The organism is Leptospira mtsangambouensis (assembly GCF_004770475.1).
GTDB classification, from domain to species: domain Bacteria; phylum Spirochaetota; class Leptospiria; order Leptospirales; family Leptospiraceae; genus Leptospira_A; species Leptospira_A mtsangambouensis.
Window position 1 is genome coordinate 906,132 of record NZ_RQHK01000017.1, and the last position, 16,401, is coordinate 922,532.

General features: G+C 36.5%; 16 protein-coding genes. 5 read left to right on the plus strand and 11 right to left on the minus strand.

The features are described from left to right. Window positions 1–66 precede the first annotated feature (66 nt). A complete protein-coding gene (locus EHR01_RS16765) occupies window positions 67–1,155 on the minus strand; it encodes a calcium:cation antiporter (protein ID WP_135696460.1) in 1,089 nt (362 codons plus the stop codon). A 367-nt stretch (window positions 1,156–1,522) separates the two neighbouring features. Here EHR01_RS16765 and EHR01_RS16770 point away from each other — a divergent pair, with 367 nt between their 5' ends. Next, the gene (locus EHR01_RS16770) at window positions 1,523–2,857 is read left to right on the plus strand and encodes a beta-propeller fold lactonase family protein (protein WP_244310162.1); all 1,335 of its coding nucleotides are present in this window, start codon (window positions 1,523–1,525) and stop codon (window positions 2,855–2,857) included. A gap of 46 nt (window positions 2,858–2,903) precedes the next feature. On the opposite strand, the gene EHR01_RS16775 is transcribed toward EHR01_RS16770, so the two are convergent. The 3 genes from EHR01_RS16775 to EHR01_RS16785 all read right to left on the minus strand — a co-directional run bounded on the left by EHR01_RS16775 (window position 2,904) and on the right by EHR01_RS16785 (window position 5,195). Then, window positions 2,904–3,644 carry a type 1 glutamine amidotransferase domain-containing protein gene (locus tag EHR01_RS16775; protein ID WP_135696466.1) on the minus strand — a complete coding sequence of 247 codons (741 nt, stop codon included), beginning with the start codon at window positions 3,642–3,644 and terminating at the stop codon, window positions 2,904–2,906. 186 nt (window positions 3,645–3,830) lie between these two features. Then, complete coding sequence (locus EHR01_RS16780) at window positions 3,831–4,586, minus strand: oxygen-binding di-iron domain-containing protein (RefSeq protein WP_135696468.1); 756 nt, start codon at window positions 4,584–4,586, stop codon at window positions 3,831–3,833. A 3-nt stretch (window positions 4,587–4,589) separates the two neighbouring features. Beyond that, window positions 4,590–5,195, minus strand: coding sequence for a hypothetical protein (locus EHR01_RS16785; RefSeq protein WP_135696471.1), 606 nt, complete (start codon window positions 5,193–5,195; stop codon window positions 4,590–4,592). A gap of 362 nt (window positions 5,196–5,557) precedes the next feature. Between EHR01_RS16785 and EHR01_RS16790 the strand changes: the two genes are divergently transcribed. Continuing rightward, window positions 5,558–6,604: an alpha/beta hydrolase family protein gene (locus EHR01_RS16790; RefSeq protein ID WP_135696474.1), complete on the plus strand. Its 1,047-nt coding sequence runs from the start codon at window positions 5,558–5,560 to the stop codon at window positions 6,602–6,604. 38 nt (window positions 6,605–6,642) lie between these two features. Here the strand turns inward: EHR01_RS16790 and rocD are convergent, their stop codons facing one another. Next, window positions 6,643–7,857, minus strand: coding sequence for an ornithine--oxo-acid transaminase (rocD, locus tag EHR01_RS16795; protein ID WP_135696477.1), 1,215 nt, complete (start codon window positions 7,855–7,857; stop codon window positions 6,643–6,645). Window positions 7,858–7,963: 106 nt separating this feature from the next. Here rocD and EHR01_RS16800 point away from each other — a divergent pair, with 106 nt between their 5' ends. Then, entirely contained in the window at window positions 7,964–9,283 is a 1,320-nt protein-coding gene (locus tag EHR01_RS16800; RefSeq protein WP_135696479.1) for a proline dehydrogenase family protein, read from the plus strand. Beyond that, window positions 9,273–10,835, plus strand: coding sequence for an aldehyde dehydrogenase family protein (locus tag EHR01_RS16805; protein WP_135696482.1), 1,563 nt, complete (start codon window positions 9,273–9,275; stop codon window positions 10,833–10,835). The genes EHR01_RS16800 and EHR01_RS16805 overlap by 11 nt, the downstream gene beginning before the upstream one ends. A gap of 49 nt (window positions 10,836–10,884) precedes the next feature. Here EHR01_RS16805 and EHR01_RS16810 read toward each other — a convergent pair whose 3' ends face one another. From EHR01_RS16810 to EHR01_RS16835, 6 genes are all read right to left on the minus strand, one after another. Next, complete coding sequence (locus EHR01_RS16810) at window positions 10,885–11,859, minus strand: hypothetical protein (RefSeq protein WP_135696485.1); 975 nt, start codon at window positions 11,857–11,859, stop codon at window positions 10,885–10,887. Window positions 11,860–12,012: 153 nt separating this feature from the next. After that, on the minus strand, window positions 12,013–12,378 hold the full coding sequence (locus EHR01_RS16815; protein WP_135696488.1) for a DUF2200 domain-containing protein: 366 nt from the start codon (window positions 12,376–12,378) through the stop codon (window positions 12,013–12,015). A gap of 5 nt (window positions 12,379–12,383) precedes the next feature. Then, entirely contained in the window at window positions 12,384–12,941 is a 558-nt protein-coding gene (locus EHR01_RS16820; protein ID WP_135696490.1) for a dihydrofolate reductase family protein, read from the minus strand. A 163-nt stretch (window positions 12,942–13,104) separates the two neighbouring features. Beyond that, complete coding sequence (locus EHR01_RS16825; RefSeq protein ID WP_135696492.1) at window positions 13,105–13,530, minus strand: DUF3995 domain-containing protein; 426 nt, start codon at window positions 13,528–13,530, stop codon at window positions 13,105–13,107. Window positions 13,531–14,002: 472 nt separating this feature from the next. Next, a complete protein-coding gene (locus EHR01_RS16830) occupies window positions 14,003–14,794 on the minus strand; it encodes a helix-turn-helix domain-containing protein (protein ID WP_244310163.1) in 792 nt (263 codons plus the stop codon). Between the two features lie 73 nt (window positions 14,795–14,867). After that, entirely contained in the window at window positions 14,868–15,338 is a 471-nt protein-coding gene (locus tag EHR01_RS16835; protein ID WP_135696495.1) for a PaaI family thioesterase, read from the minus strand. A 261-nt stretch (window positions 15,339–15,599) separates the two neighbouring features. On the opposite strand from EHR01_RS16835, the gene EHR01_RS16840 reads away from it, so the two are divergent. Continuing rightward, window positions 15,600–16,280, plus strand: a complete 681-nt coding sequence (locus EHR01_RS16840; RefSeq protein ID WP_135696498.1) for a DUF1554 domain-containing protein — start codon at window positions 15,600–15,602, stop codon at window positions 16,278–16,280. The last annotated feature ends 121 nt before the right edge of the window (window positions 16,281–16,401 follow it).

Consider the following 16,401-nt stretch of genomic DNA (forward strand, 5'->3'; position numbering starts at 1 on the left):
CAAAGTTAGAAGTCTAAGAGTTTAGAAGTTAGGTTTTGAATCTAATTTCTAAACAATATCCAGATTTTATGGCATAAGTGAAATTGCTAAAAAGGATGCCATAATCACTAAATGAATGAGTCCATGAAGAGATGTGGTCCTTCCCGATCCAAAGGTAAAACTCCCTGCAAGAAAGGTTACCATTAAAAATACAATTCCTTTGGTATCTAATCCAAGGGTTAATGGTTTATCAAATAACAACGAATAAAGGCTAACCGCCGGTATGGTTAGGGCAATACTGGCAGCTCCTGATCCCAACGCTAAGTTCAAACTAGTTTGTAGTTCATTGATTTTTGCGGCATTCATTGCTGCCAATGTTTCTGGAGCCAAAACAAGAATGGCAATCACAATCCCTACCACTGCTTTGGGAGCGCCTAACGCAGCAATAGTGCTTTCGATTGTCGGGCTAAGAATTTTTGATAAACCAACGACTGCGAAAAGAGAAAATAAAAGAGAAATAAAACTAGTGATGGCCCTTTTTTGACTTGGTCTTGTATGTGAGGCCTCTACGGGAGCCATCTCTCCTTCAGAGGCAGAAAAAAAATTTTTATGTGATTTTGTTTGTGACCATACAAGGGAACCGTACAAAACAAGAGAGGCTAACGATACAAAGATGAGTTGTCCTGCACTATAAGTCCCTTTGTTAGTAGATGTTGTGTATAAAGGTAAAATTAATGTAAGTGTGGAAAGTACTGCCAAAACGCCAAGCAAAGCAGTTGTGCCCACCAATTGGAATCCAAGTTCCTTATGTTTTAGTCCACCTAACAAAATACAGATGCCTATGATTCCATTAGTGACAATCATAAGCGCTGCAAAAACGGTATCCCTTGCAATTTGTGGTGAGTCTGCTGTGTCATTACTCATAAGGCTGACAATGAGTGCCACTTCGATCACTGTTACAGAAATTGCCAAAATCAAAGTTCCAAGTGCTGGGCCCACTCGTTCCGCTATGACCTCAGCGCTGTGAACGGCACTGGAGATACCAACTGCTAAAAAAACAACAGCGAATGCGATGAGAAGTCCTTCGCCAATGGGTGCGACCATAGCAAATACCAATACCAAAAAGGAAGTATAGGAGAGCCAGTCATTGGATGTGATCGTTTTTGAATTTGCCATATACGTTCTATTCTATAGTTTTCACTTCGTTATTTCTCAGACTCTTATTGGACCCGTAAAGTTCATTCAAATCCACAAATTTGCCATAAATGAAAACACTTTGTGCGCCTCGAATTGATCAAAAAATAAACAACGGATTTAAAAACGACCGGGCTTTCCGTTCCAATCTCCGCTTCGCTTCGATTTCCACTGCAATCCCTGGCGCTCAGTTTGTTAGAAATCTGTTCAGTTTGCCACAACTTCTTAATTTTAGGAATGACAATTTTACTATCCGCTTTACTTATGTTTGTTGATTTCTATGAAAACAAATCGTTCGAATCGAAAAAAATTTCCAAAGAACACAAACTTTTGGAGAGCGTTTTCCCTCTTGGTTTGTCTTTTTTCGTTCAACGCCTGTCTTCTCAATCCAATTGTTCATAACCTTCTTTTTCCAGAAAAAGATCCTTCTTCCAAATCTTTGTTTGGTCTTTTGGCCTTACTTGCCAGTTCCAACCAGGTAGTCGAACTCAACCATACTTGGGCTGGGATTCGCAAAGGGGACAGTTTACAACTGGAAGCACAGTACTTTTCGTACGGTAATAAAACAGACTCAACTTTTCAGTGGTCCAGTAGCAACAACTCAGTTGCCACAGTGGATGCTAATGGTTTGGTCCAAAGCATTGGCAATGGAAAGGTTTGGATCACTGCCACTGCTGCCGATGGATGGACCAGTGCTAGCTCCGATATTACTGTGTATACCGGTTATGTATATATGAGTTTTGATTTGAATGATTCTGTTGGCCGTTTGGTGATGGATAATACCAATGGGCAGTTATTAAACCCAGTGACCTATACTGCGGGTGATGGCCCTACTGGAATAGGGGTTGATCCAACGGGAAAGTACTTATATGCTGCAAACTTATACAGTGGGAATTTCTCCCAATTTTTAATCAACCAGAGTACGGGTGTTCTCACTGCAAATTCTATCCCCACATATCCTGCGGGAACGGCGCCGAGAAATTTGGTAATCACGCCTGATGGAAGGTTTTTATACCTTGCATCGGAAGGCAACAGGGAGATTCGTGTTTTTGCAATCAATGCTGATGGCACTCTTAGTTTTCTTTCTGCCTACCCAACTGTTGTTCCCCATAACGTGATTCAAATTTCACGCAATGGGAATTTTATCTTTTATAACAGTCCTAACTTAACAGAAATTGTTTCTTATCGAATCAACTATAATGATGGAAGTTTAACTCAAGTAGGAATTAGCCCAAGTTTTCCCAATGGCGGTTCAGGTTTTATTTCGACCCATCCAAACGGCAAATATTTATATGTTGCTTCCAGTCCCACTGTTACTGTCCTAAGTTTTGATGGCAATACGGGACAAATGGGTTTTGTGGATTCCGTTTTTCATGGATTGAGTATCAATGGGACAGCAATCCATCCTAGTGGAAGTTTTTTCTATTTAGTCCATATCAATGAAGGTGAAATTTCTTGTTATACGGTGGAGCGAAATTCGGGGAAAATTTCGCTTTCCTCTAAACTATCTGGACTTGTTACAAACTTGCGTTATATGGTCATCGATCCAACCGGACGTTTCGCTTATGTGGCATATAACGGTGGAGATTTAAATCTATTCTCGATTAACCAAACCACTGGTGAACTCACTTTAATGGGGACAGTGAATCCAGGTTTTCCTCAATGGAATTTAACGTTTCTATAGACGTTACGATCCATTGTAAAGCCAATGATACAAAGAACTCAAATGATTAAAGTAATGTTTTGAATGCACTAGCAAATTGATACGCGTCCCCAGGCCATCTCGCAGATAGATAATTCCCATCTAAAACTGTAAAACCAACATCTGGATTGTCGAGGCTATCTCTGACTGATAAACTCCCTCCCGTTTTAAACTGGCCTTTTGATTTTAAAAAACCAGTGACTTCCTCCTGAACTGTCAACGGATAGGTTTTATAATAATTCCCTAACCAAAGTCTTGTTGTGTAGTAAGCGAGGAGTTCCTGTTTTTGCAAAAGGGCAGTGGTATTTTTTTCATATAACACAGATTTGTTTGTCTTAGGGTTTATACTTCTTGCCGCAAGTAATACACCATGACAGATCGCCGCAGCCGGTTTATTGGATTGAAAAAAATCCACGACTACGTTTTGTAAAATTCTGGATTCTAGGTATTCTTTCATACCTTGTGCATGTCCCCCTGGCAAAAGAATGGCTTGGAAATCCTTTTCTTTGATTTCAGAATAAGGAATGGGGATCTGAAACTCTTTTGAATTTTCCATTTTGAAGTAAGCGTCTCTGGCATCTTTGCGTGCCATAAACCCGGATTTCAAAATTCCCAGTCCCTTTCCAGTTAACATCCGTTCGTCTGCTTTTGCTTTTTTCCCGTCGGGTGTGGCAAACTGAAATTTGAAATTTGATTCCGATAATAATTTCCAAGGAAGGGAAGCTTCACTTGGATCAAAATCAGAACTAGGGACTGGAATTAGAATCATATCATTTCCTTAAGGGAGAATTCCAAACTAAAGACAAAACTTGATTTTGGCGATTATAAAAAATGGAACGATTAATCACTGGTTAACACAATATGTCTACCAAGACTTGAGATTTCATGCTCAATCTAGTTATATGGTAACGGGGCATTTTGCCTATGTTGCCGATGCCAATCACCAATCCCGATCTTATGGTTTTGGCAATTCCAATGCATCCATTCCAATTTTTAATTCCGAAAACCAATTGATAAACCGTTCCACATCGGGACCTTGAAATACAGAGCCATGTTGTGGGCAAAGCATATCTGGTTTGAGATGGGAAATTCTTTCACACCATGCTACTTTGGCTTGTTCAGAAGCCATCCATCGTTTGTGAAATTTTTCCATAAATCGAATGTGTTTATCAAAATCTTTTACAATCAAGTCTGTTTCATCTAAAGGAAGTAAGGCGGCGCCCACATCACCACTGAATAGAATTTTTGCCTCAGGATCCCAAAGATTTAAATTTCCGGCACTATGCAAAAAATGAGCAGGAATGGATCTCAGTTTGATATTCTGGTGGACAATTTCCATTCCTTCGTCTGGCATCGGAATGAAAGTATCGGCATTCCCGCCAAAATGTGGCAAAAAACCTGTCCATAACCAACTCACATAACAACGAATTGATGGATTGACTTCAAGCCAAAGAGAAATCGAAGATACAATATCTGGATCTTGGTGAGAAGCAAAAATATTTTTAATTTGGGATGCAGGAAACACATCCACCAATGCTGAAAATACTTCAGGAAAAATTTCACTACCACCAGGATCGGTGAGTAAACCCATTCCATCTGACTCAATTAAATATTCATTTGTGTCAATCAACCAGTTTGGTTTGGACGGGTCTCTTGCAATGACAGACCATTTGTGATCGTTATCAGAATATATAGTTTGGATCTTTTTCATGGTTTACCATAGTTTTGAAAGATATCGATAAGATGTTTCGATGATATTTAAAGCTCCATCAAAACTTTCTGCAACTGCTAAAAATAATTTTTGGTTCTCAACAATGGTAGCAGATTCGATTCGCGTTTGTAAAGACACAGTTCGACCTTCTAAACAAAGTTTAGTGGAACTCCGAACAATATGACGAATATCATCAAATTCTTTCCGCAACTGCAAATCCAACATTTCCTTTTCCCCGTTGCGATTGTTTAGACTATATTCTATATTTTTATAATGATCGAGGTTGACTCCCCTGGACCTACAAGTTTCAACAGAAACATGTAGGAGCCGGTTCACCTTAGAAATCTTTTGCATTTCGCTTGCCATTCGAATCACAACCGTAATTGCTTTGGTTAGCTTTTCATTTACATCTTGAATTTTGTTATTAAAATGAATGATCTCTGCTGCCACAACACCATAACTAGCTGCGAATGCTCCAGAGTTTGCCGAAAGAATTTGTGCGTTGAGTGCACGAATTTTTAAACTATATAATAAAATCCGAAGTTTTAAAATTTCTTCATTAGTAAAAATAATTTTCTGGAAAAACTCTTTTGTATCTTCATCTGCCATCAGGAGAACCTAACACGAATTCCAATTACGGAGAACAAACTTAGGAGATCATATTTTCATCCATTTGTCAAGAAGAGATATTGTGATTGGGGCGCCTCGCACTGGATTCAATTTTTGGATGGGGGAGTGGCCGCGACCAGGCTTTCCGTTTCAATCTCCGCTTCCGCTCCGATTTCCACTGCAATCCTTGGCGCAAGGAAACTAAAAGGTTATCATTATCTAAGCCACTCGCTTATATTTTTAGTTCGACAATTTAGTGAAAGATTTAGATATGAATCATCATCATATCAATCAAAACCTTTATAAAGTTTTGTATGATCATGATATACCTCAGAATAAAAAGGATTCGGTAGTTGTACTCAATGAATCAATTCAAAGCTTGGTTTCAATCCATCAACTTTCTACTTGGATTACAAAGTGATGACGAAACTCTTCCTTATGTTACAGAAATTCAAATTCCCGTTTGCAAAAGAGTTTTAAAAGCAGATTGTTATACACCAAAATCCAAATCACTTGGAACCATTGTGACCATCAATGGATTGGCACCTCTTGGAAACCGAGATCCAAGATTCATTATAGTCAATAAAAGCCTAAGTAAAATTGGATACACAGTGATCAGTCCATTTTATGACGAAATTTGTGATTATAATATTTCTCTTCGCAATATAGAAGATATTAAAGATTCTATTTTATTTATCTCAAACCAAAAAGAGATCTGTCCCTCCGGTAAAGTTTCTATCTTTGCTCCTTCGTTTTCAGGTTCCTTGAGTCTTGTTGCTGCGAGTGACAAAAAGATTGCCGAAAAAATCAATTGTATCTGCGCCATTGGAGCTTTTGCAAAAGTAGATGATGTCATTGAAAACTTATTTGCAAATCAGAATTTAGATGAATATGGTCGAATGATCCTTCTTCTCAATTTTCTTCCCATTTCCCTTGGAAAAAATCAAAGTTTGTTCACAGCAATCAAACTTGCGATTTTGGATAACTATTACAAAACAAAAGACTTACGATTGAAACCACATTACCAAAAAATGAAAAAAGCAGATCGTAATATTTTTGATCAATTGAAATACGATACAGAATTCAGAATCAAACACTGGAAAAACGTTGTTAAAAATGGAGGCAAAAGCCGAGACCTAATCACCGCTTTGTCTGTAACCAATCATATCCATTCTCTCAATTTGCCAATTTTATTAATTCATGGTTTGAAAGATGATGTAGTACCAGCGTATGAATCTTCAATGTTACATGAGAAATTAGTACAAAGAGGTGTTGAAAGTAAACTTTGTATTACAACATTGATTTCACATGGAGATACAGGATTTGGGTTCAATACTTTATTAGAATTACCAAAACTGATATCTTCATTCTCTTTCTTTTTCTTAAAAGCAAATGACCAAAAACAATAAAACCTATCTAAAATTTTTTTGTTTTGGAATGATTCACTCTAAATCGGAATTGTATCAATTGCCTTTTTGATTGTTACCAAAGCTTCGTTCATTTCCTCTTTTTGGATCACAAGAGGTGGTGCAAACCGAACCGTATTTTTATGGGTTTCTTTTGCTAAAATTCCAAGTTTCATCAATTCCAAACAAAGTTCCTTGGCATCCACTTCAGTTTGGAATTGAACCGCATTTAATAGTCCCTTTCCTCTTACTGATTGGATGGCTGGATGTTTCCAAGATGTGATGGTTTCCCGAAATAAAGATCCCATCTTTTTAGCATTCTCTGGCATTTTCTCTTCTAGGATTGTTTTTACAGAAGCCATCGCCACTTCACACGCCAGTGGATTTCCACCAAATGTAGATCCATGTTCTCCCGGTTTCAAAAGAAGTAGAATTTCATTGGAACCTAACACACAGGAGATGGGCATCATTCCTCCCGACAGAGCTTTTCCTAAAAGTAATAAATCTGGTTTTATATTGGAGTAGTCAGAACATACAAATTCTCCTGTTCTACCCAAACCAGTTTGGATTTCATCAACGATTAACAATACATTATGAAGTTTGCAAATCCTACTCACTTCACTTAAATAATGTTCGTCGGGAACAATCACTCCCGCTTCCCCTTGGATGGCTTCCACCATAAACGCGGCCACATTTTCATCGGAAACGGCTTGTTTGAGTGCCTCTAAGTCATTGTAGGGAATAATTTCATATCCAGGTAAAAAAGGTCCAAATTCATTTTTACTTTTTGGATCTGTGGAGGAAGAGATTGCTGCAATGGTTCTTCCCCAAAAGTTTCCTTCACAAAAAATAATTTTGGCTTTGTCTTGTGGAATTTTTTTCTTTTGGTATCCCCATTTCCTGGCAAGTTTGATTGCTGTTTCTCCTGCTTCGACTCCGGTATTCATTGGCAGTACTCGATCGTATCCAAAAGTTGTGGTCATAAATTCAGTAAAGAGTGGAAGTTTGTCGTTATGAAAAGCACGAGAAGTAAGTGTTAGAATAGCAGATTGTTTTTGAAAAACTTCCACAATCTTTGGATGGCAATGTCCTTGATTTACAGCACTATAAGCAGAGAGGAAATCAAAATATTTTTTTCCTTCTATATCCCAAAGATAAATTCCTTCACCTTTGGTTAATACAACTGGTAAAGGAGAATAGTTGAATGCTCCAAACTTAGATTCTTTTTCGATAAATAAATCTGTTAATTTACCCATTTGGAAATAAAAACATCTAAGATATTGTTTACAACTCCTTTCATATTTAGTAATCTAATTTCTTGAAAGAATTTAGAGTTTTAATCCAAAGATTGGTTGTTACATTATGTTTACAAAACAATTGCAAGACGAAGATGAAGAAATTCTAAAAATTGCAAAAAAAATTAATTCAACTTCCGGATCTTTGTCCCAACGATTTTTATTCTTTATCACTTCTCTTTTGATTCGCTTTGGATTTCGTTACCCAAAACTAAAATTACAAACTTTTAAATTCATAGATGTTTTGCCATCCCTTGAAACAAAAAATATTTATTCCTATTTCAAAATTTATATTTTTGATGAAGACACGGAGATCCCTAGTTTTCTAAAATCCTCGATACATTTTTTAATTCATCATTTTTATTTAAGTTCTTTGGTTTCCTATGTTTTATTAAGAGTAATTCAATTCTTTGCAAAACTTTTCATTCTATGCGAATCAAAAGAAACATTGAATAGAAAAACAAATCAAACTAGACCTCGTACTTATGATATTTTGGGTGAAATTGCCTTATCTCCACAGGAGGCAAAAGAATACCAAAAACAATATATCGATTTGATTGAAGAATTACCCGTAGTAATCCATAACATCGATCCAATAAAGAGAACCAATATTTCTATCAAATGTTCTGGGATTGAAACCAGACTTTTCCCTGAAGCAGAAGAGGTAAGCATTCAGTTTTTGAAAGAAGCCCTTCGCCCCATCCTTCGTTTGGCAATGACAAAAGGTATTGGGATCAATTTAGACATGGAACAATATGATTTAAAATCAATCATCACACGTACAGCGAAAGAGTTGTTTTTAGAAGAAGAGTTCAAATTGTACCCACATTTTGGAATTGTTGTTCAATCTTATTTAAAGTCATCAAACGAAGAATTAGTTTTATGGAGAAAGTATGCGAAACTCAGAGGAGTTCCCATCACCATTCGGCTTGTCAAAGGCGCTTATTTGGAGTATGAACGTATCAAATCCGAAGAACGAGGGTGGCAATCGCCTGTATTTGATTCAAAAAAAGAAACAGATATACAATTTGAAAAAAATGTTTTGTATCTTTTAGAATCATTTCCCTATCTAAGATCTGCATTTGGCACACATAACCTTCGTTCGATTTCTTTTGCTTTGTATCATACGAATCAAAAATCCATTACTGATTTTGAAATCCAAATGTTATTTGGAATGGCTGGTAAGTACAAATTTAGTTTAGAATCTCTAGGTTATCCCATCAGAGAATATTCTCCGATTGGATCTTTGTTACCGGGAATGGCTTATTTAATCCGAAGACTTTTAGAAAATACTTCTAACCAAGGATTTTTGTATCAATTGAGTCAGGGAAAAAAATTAGATTCTTTGGTTAAAAATCCAAATAAGGAAACACAATATGGAATTTAAAAATGAACTAATCAGAGATTTTTCATTAGAAAAAGAAAGATCTTCCATACGAAAAACATTGGATTCCATACATAGATTGTTTCCATTTCAAATCCCAATTTCGATAGGGACAAAAGAAAAGTTTTCCGAAAAAATGTTGGCTCATAAGAATCCTTGGTCACCAGAACTTGTGGTGACAAACGTATCGTTGTCCAAGGCCAATGATTTAGAAGAAACAATCCAAATTTCAAAAAAACATTGGCATTCTTGGAAAGAACATCCACAAGAAGAACGTTCTCGTTTACTTTTGAAAGTGGCAGAAAAATTAATCAGCAATAAAGATTTAATTCTTTCTGTTTGTATTTGGGAAACAGGCAAACATATCACCGAAGCCGAAATTGAATTCGCGGAGGCCATTGATTTTTGTCGTTACTATGCAATGTTAGCTCTAAATAAACTATCTCCACAAAAAACAATTTTGTTAGGTGAAGATAATATTTATTATTACCAACCAAAAGGAATAGTGGGATGTATTACACCTTGGAATTTTCCAATGGCTATTTTTACTGGAATGTGTGCGGGTCCACTGGTAGTAGGAAACATTGTCATAACAAAACCAGCGGAAGAAACTTCGGCCACTGCCTATGAGATTGCAAAATGTTTTTGGGAAGTTGGAATTCCCAAAGAAGTGTTTCATTTTTTACCGGGTATCGGTTCTGAAATTGGGGACGCCATTGTCAATCACCCAGAAGTTTCAGTCATAAACTTCACTGGTTCAAGAGATGTTGGTTTATCCATTCTTCGCTCTGCTTCGATTGTATCCCCAAAACAAACTATTATTAAAAAAGTCATTTGTGAGTTAGGTGGGAAAAACGCAATGATTGTGGATGCAGATGCAGATTTAGATGTTGCCATCCAATCTATTTTACCTTCTGCTTTTGGGTTCCAAGGACAAAAGTGTAGTGCCTTATCTAGATTGTATGTGCACCAAAATTGTTATCAGAGACTAAAAGAACGTTTGATCGAGGCAATGGATGGTCTGCTTGTAGGTTCCCCTTTGGATTTCGGGAATCGAGTTGGGCCTGTGATCCATGAAGAAAGTTTTTTAAGGCTTACCAGAATCCAAAAAGAAAACGAATCTTTTATTGTTGGAAAAACACGATCGATCCCCACTGAAGGATTTTATATTTCTCCGAGTCTATATGAACTTCCCAAGGATTCTAGTATGTGGAGAACGGAAATATTCGGTCCTCTGTTATCGATGCAGAAGATATCTAGTTTTTCGGAAGGAATTCATTTGGTAAACGATTCAGATTATGCTCTTACTTGTGGAGTTATCTCTCGAAATCCAAAGAATGTGATGGAAGCAAAATTAAAAATCGATGTGGGAAATTTGTATATCAATCGTGGAATCACAGGAGCAATCGTCAACAGACAACCATTTGGTGGTGGAAAGTTATCGGGTACCGGTGCAAAAGCAGGAGGACCCGATTATTTATCTCTTTTTGTTGAAGGAAGAACGTTTACAGAAAATACGATGCGACATGGATTCTCAAGAGATACGATCCAATAACAATAACCACCACACTCTCGTTTTTCTTATTTACAAATTTTAAATGCTCTTAGATTTCTATTCGGATCCTAGCATTTTCTTTGATAATATATTCCTGAAATTCGGGTTCATACATTTTTATTTTTTCAGAAATGGACTGTTTTGTTTGGTAGAGTTTTTTGTAATTTTGTAAGGAAAATTTTTCCGTATCCAAAATGGTATTTGATTCTTTTTGTTCGATATCGTAGACCAACTGATCCATCATTGAAATATATGTGATATAAAAGGAAAGGACCTCCATTTTGAGTTCATTGTCCTTTATTTCTGGAATGGAATTAAATTTTTCCAACAAATTTTCTCCGATGGCATTTAATGCATTTGTTTTGTTTTCGATACTTTCTTTGGAATCGCGAATTTGTAGAAAATTATGGAGTAGATGTATACTCGCAATTTGATTGATTAAAATAATTTTTGATAAATTGGTGTTTTTGAAATCTTCAAGTAAAAATGTTTCAAATTTAGTAATTTTGAATTGTTGTGGTAACAAATAGTTTTCAATGAATAAAGATTCGATTGCATAGGCATCGGCTTCAAATAATGCTTTTACTATCCTATTGTTTTTATAAAAAACAAAATATTGTTGGCTGTTGAAATAATCATAAGCATGGGTAAACTCATGTACCAATGCAGAATAAAAGACACTTGGATTCTTTTCATACTGATCCAAAAAATAAGTCCCTATGATGATGGCAGGTTTCCGGTTTTCATTATAATAATCGTTAAACCCCATCGCCGAAAGATCATTATTTGCATTGATGTCTATAGTAAATACAATTTCTCCCTTAATAGCTTGTTCCATAATGAATTTTACTTTTTGTTCGACTAAATCGTTTTTTTTGGGAGAAGATTTGAAAACAATTTCGAAATTACTAATGGCACTTCTGAGAATGAATTCATATTGTTTTTGTGGCTTTTGGGTTTTGTTTTGTTGTGAAACACAAAACTGAAAAACCAATAAAGAGAGAATGATTGTAATTCGTTTCATGAAGTATACCGTTTTCATAAAAATGGGTGGGATGGTTGTTGAACAGAAATTAGATAAACACTTGTCAGTTGGCAAGCATTATATTGTTAAACTTTGGTTTCTGGTAGATTTTCTCATCATACAATAAAAACCTTTTTGTTTTTGCTCTATCAATTAAGGATTTCTTAAAATTTTATCCATTGATTTCCCTTTCGCTAATTCATCGACCAGTTTGTCTAAATATCTGACTTTTTGGGTTAAGGGGTTTTGAATTTCCTCCACGCGATAACCACAAATCATCCCTTTGATTAGGTGTACATTTTTGTTTAATTTTGCTTTTTCAAAGAAGGTTTGGAAGTTTACCTTCTCATCTGTTAGTTCTTTGATTTTTTTTGTATCAAAAGAAGTTAACCATTCAATGACCTGATCTAATTCTTTTTTCGTTCTTCCTTTTTTTTCTATCTTTGTAAGATACATTGGATAAACAGATGCAAAGGTCATTTGCGCCATTTTTTCATTGTGTTTGTCTGATGGTTCCATTTTATTTACCTTCGTTTTTGATAGTGGAGTGCTGTGGCACCGGAGGGAAACGTCTGTGATCCCAAAAAATCCAATTGAATGCCTTTTGGTAAACTGATTGTATCGAATAAACGTGGTCCACTTCCTACAATTACCGGATGGATCACAAACCTATATTCATCAATGAGTTTTGCTTCTGAAAGTTGAGCAGCAAGGCTCAGACTACCAATACAAATATCCTTTCCTGGTTTTTCTTTTAATACTATGATTTCATCTACTAACGGTCCTTTTGCGATTCTTGTATTAGGATCTTCTACTTGTTTTAAAGTTTTTGTGAATAGAATTTTATTGAGTGATGTGAAAATCTCTGCAAATTCATTACTGATTTTTGACATGGACTTATTTTTTGCAACTTCTGGCCAAAAAGGGACCATCAGTTGGTAGGTAGTCCTTCCGTATAGAATTTGATCCGCACCTTTTAGTATGTTTGTGAAGTATTGGTGTAGATCATTATCGGCCACCATATCCGTATGTCCATAAAATCCATCCGCAGAAGCATTGATTGCAAATACAACTTTTCTCATTTGCCTTTTTATAATGAGTTTGCTTGAAGATGAAAGAATATTTTGACAGATTATCCGTTTACTTTACGAAATTTTAAGTTTCGTTTTGGGTTTCTGACCCCAAAAGCCCAAAGGAAAATTTAGAGAACACTGTTTTTACTTCTTCTATCGAAATAGTGGAAACTTATAAGATTTGAACTAGAAGAAGAAATCCAATGATGAGACATAGCGGGTTGTAAATTCTTTTTGTATAATACACGAATATCGGTTTCCACTGTTTGGTGATAAGTGGGAAATAAGCGAGTGTCCCTCTTAAGATAAATATTAGAGAGGCCGTTGCGATAAAAAGTTTCAATCCATTCTCAACGTCGCCGATGAGTTTAAGATCAGTTCTCCATATCCAAACGATCGGTAACATTGCAAACAGAACTAAACAACAAGCAACAAACAAACACATGAAACGAGAAGGAAATTGATCCCCTTTTCCAAAAACTAAATCAATTAATTCTTGTTTGGTTTTTCCTGGCCAAAGCCCACCAAATCCCCAGTAAACATGGATGGCAGAGATGGCTAATAGGAGAAGGGATGACGTAATGGTGATTAAGATCATTGTAGAAAATGGAAAGTAGGGAGTGGTAGAAATAAAGTCTTTTTTTATTACCAGCGGTTTTCACTTGAAGAACTTGAATTTCTTATAACAATCAATTCTTTTTTTCTCGAATTGACTAGCGAAACATTTGCCCAAATCTTAGAAAGAGCCGGATATTTTGCATTCTAGAATATTGGTGCTTATATACGCAATTCGCTTACCATCCCCCCTTTTCAAAATCTCATTGAAGGTTAGTCGTAATACGTATATCCGCACCCGTAAGTCTTTATGTAGGTTATCGTATTGCGATTAAAACCCACCAATCGGTTGATATTTGTATTTCGCATAGCTCGCATAATCAAGCAGCTATTGGCTTTTCGCATAGCCACCACCTTCCTATTTTCACCCTCTCAATCAAAGTAGTTATTTGTATTGCGTATATCCATCAATAGTTTTGGATCGATGGAATCATTAAAATGCCACTCCCTAAATTTTAAGGAGTTCTTAGTATTTTTTCGATCTGTTCGTTTTGAATGTACCAACGAATGGATTTTCCTTTTTGAAAAACGGAAGAAGGAGAGATTCCGAAGATTTCCCGGAATGCATTGGTGAAATGAGCTTGGTCGTAGAAACCTGCACTAAGGGCCGCATCGGCCAGTGAGGCCCCATCTTTGATTGCGATCACTGCGGATTTGATTCGAAACCACTTACGAAAAGCGCGAATGGGCAGTCCTACTACATTTTTAAATTCGTGTTGTAACCATGACTCTGACATTCCGATTTCATTGGCAAGTTCTACAACATTGATTGTTTCTTCCGGTTTTTCTATAAGTTTTCGTATAACATTAATTATACGGTCATTGTCTTGTATTTTTTTGACTGGTGTCAATCGGTTAAAAGGAAAGGAACGGTTCAGAATTTCAGGATATAAATCCGGGTTTGAAGTCTGAATTTCGAAACAAGTTGCAATTAATTCTGGAGCCCAAGTGGGATTTGCAGAAAGTTTTTCGGGGCCAGCCTCTTTTGTGAGAATCTCTCCAATTTCACTTCCTGGATCCGCAAACAAAATACCTACAGATCCATCAAGTATGGTTTCGTGACTCAATGTTCCATCAAAAACAAAACATCTAGAACTCATCCACTGTTTGTTCCCTTTGACACGTTTTTTGATTTCCGTATCCAGGCCGACAACCGTTGCAGAGGTAACGGTAGAATGAAACGAAAGATAAGGCAATCTTCCTATGAACAAAACAGCACCTCGAAGTGCACAGATTACATTCTGCATCTGCTTATGTTAAACGAAAAATTAACAAAGACAATCGAAAACTTTGACTCTTTCAGTGAATCGATAGAAAAAATTATCGAGGTTCTGCGATTGCGTATTTGTATTTTGCTTGTGCTGTTCTTTTATTTTCTTCGTTAAAAAAGTCGCAGACGTATTCCAGAAGTTTTCCGTTTTTTTGAACAAGTTTTGCTTTTGCACGTACTGTTTCAGTTCGTACGGGGCGTAGGTATCGTATCGAAGCATCCATTGTAAATGTTCTTTCTCTATCGTTTTCCACATGGAAGAAGGCCATGATTGAGGTTAGAGTATCTCCGACACTAAAGAAACAACCTCCATGCATAAATCCGTGAAGGGCTCTATTGCTTTGAGAGTAGGGAATATCGGCTTCCGAAATTTCCGATGTGAGATTTAAAACTTTCATATTCGTTGCACCTGGATGGCACTGGTCGATTAGATTTTGGGCCTGTTCGATAAGAGAACAGTTTTCTTTTAGGGTAAAAAGATCAATTGGTACATTCTGATATAGCAATTCTAAGACAGTCATTTTCTTCTCGTTTATTTTGATAGATGGAGAGTAACATTTTACTAAATTTTGGTCTTGGAAAAATCAGCAGCTTGAAGGTTTTCGGTTTTGGAATGCGATATAGTATATAGTTAGAGCACTTTCTTTTGTGGTAGATTTTGTTACGGCGCCTACAAACTGGTTCCAACTGGCCAAGGGAGAGGTTTTTTTGACTCCTGATTCCCGTCCCCGGAGGACAAAAAAATATTGTTATGATAAAATGAGGAGGTGCTAGTTCCATTTATGAGAATAAACGTAGTATTTTCTTTTCTTTGTTTATTGTACTTTATTAGCTGTAAACCAGCAGATTTATGCAATGCGGCAGATGCTTCCAGTGAATGTGGAATTTTGCAACTGGCAATGCCGAAGCCAAATTCCTCGAGTATGCCACGAATTCCTCACTGCTCGCCTTGTAAATTGTTTGTTACCTCAACTGCTTATAATGCCAATTTGTTAGGAATTACAGGTGCTGATAGTAAATGTTCTTCTGATACCAACAAACCGACCACCGGAATTTATAAAGCACTTCTAGTGGATGATGTCAATCGCAGAGCCTGTACAAGTACAAACTGCACTTCTGGCGGAGTCCTGGAGCAAATTGATTGGGTTTTGGCACCTAATACTAGTTATGAATCTATAAATACATCAAATTTTATTTTTACATCCGATGCAAATGGAGTATTTACGAATACCTTAACGAATCCATTTTCGGCAGCAACAGGGATTTGGACGGGTATTAAAAACAATCCAAATTGGGACTGGCAGACTGATACTTCACATACTTGCTCCTCTTGGACGGATAACATATCAGCAAATTGTGGAACCTATGGAGTCACAAGTTGGACCGATAGTCGTTCGATAGCAATCACATCCGCCTACGCAAGTGGAGGTACTTTAAATAATTTATTATGTGTGGAGCAATAGTTAAATAATGTTAGTTTTGAATTTAGAAATGACCCTGAATTCAAAAATCTATTTCCATTGACCGAATTCGCTTTGGCGATTCTTGACTAATTTTATAAATTAAGGAATAATTCTTGGCTGA

Excerpts from the sequence above, each read along its gene's own strand:
- EHR01_RS16765 (WP_135696460.1), bottom strand. The coding sequence starts at position 1,155 with ATGGCAAATTCAAAAACGATCACATCCAATGACTGGCTCTCCTATACT.
- EHR01_RS16775 (WP_135696466.1), bottom strand. The coding sequence starts at position 3,644 with ATGATTCTAATTCCAGTCCCTAGTTCTGATTTTGATCCAAGTGAAGCT.
- EHR01_RS16780 (WP_135696468.1), bottom strand. The coding sequence starts at position 4,586 with ATGAAAAAGATCCAAACTATATATTCTGATAACGATCACAAATGGTCT.
- EHR01_RS16785 (WP_135696471.1), bottom strand. The coding sequence starts at position 5,195 with ATGGCAGATGAAGATACAAAAGAGTTTTTCCAGAAAATTATTTTTACT.
- EHR01_RS16790 (WP_135696474.1), top strand. The coding sequence starts at position 5,558 with ATGAATCAATTCAAAGCTTGGTTTCAATCCATCAACTTTCTACTTGGA.
- rocD (WP_135696477.1), bottom strand. The coding sequence starts at position 7,857 with ATGGGTAAATTAACAGATTTATTTATCGAAAAAGAATCTAAGTTTGGA.
- EHR01_RS16800 (WP_135696479.1), top strand. The coding sequence starts at position 7,964 with ATGTTTACAAAACAATTGCAAGACGAAGATGAAGAAATTCTAAAAATT.
- EHR01_RS16805 (WP_135696482.1), top strand. The coding sequence starts at position 9,273 with ATGGAATTTAAAAATGAACTAATCAGAGATTTTTCATTAGAAAAAGAA.
- EHR01_RS16810 (WP_135696485.1), bottom strand. The coding sequence starts at position 11,859 with ATGAAACGAATTACAATCATTCTCTCTTTATTGGTTTTTCAGTTTTGT.
- EHR01_RS16815 (WP_135696488.1), bottom strand. The coding sequence starts at position 12,378 with ATGGAACCATCAGACAAACACAATGAAAAAATGGCGCAAATGACCTTT.
- EHR01_RS16820 (WP_135696490.1), bottom strand. The coding sequence starts at position 12,941 with ATGAGAAAAGTTGTATTTGCAATCAATGCTTCTGCGGATGGATTTTAT.
- EHR01_RS16825 (WP_135696492.1), bottom strand. The coding sequence starts at position 13,530 with ATGATCTTAATCACCATTACGTCATCCCTTCTCCTATTAGCCATCTCT.
- EHR01_RS16830 (WP_244310163.1), bottom strand. The coding sequence starts at position 14,794 with ATGCAGAATGTAATCTGTGCACTTCGAGGTGCTGTTTTGTTCATAGGA.
- EHR01_RS16835 (WP_135696495.1), bottom strand. The coding sequence starts at position 15,338 with ATGACTGTCTTAGAATTGCTATATCAGAATGTACCAATTGATCTTTTT.
- EHR01_RS16840 (WP_135696498.1), top strand. The coding sequence starts at position 15,600 with ATGAGAATAAACGTAGTATTTTCTTTTCTTTGTTTATTGTACTTTATT.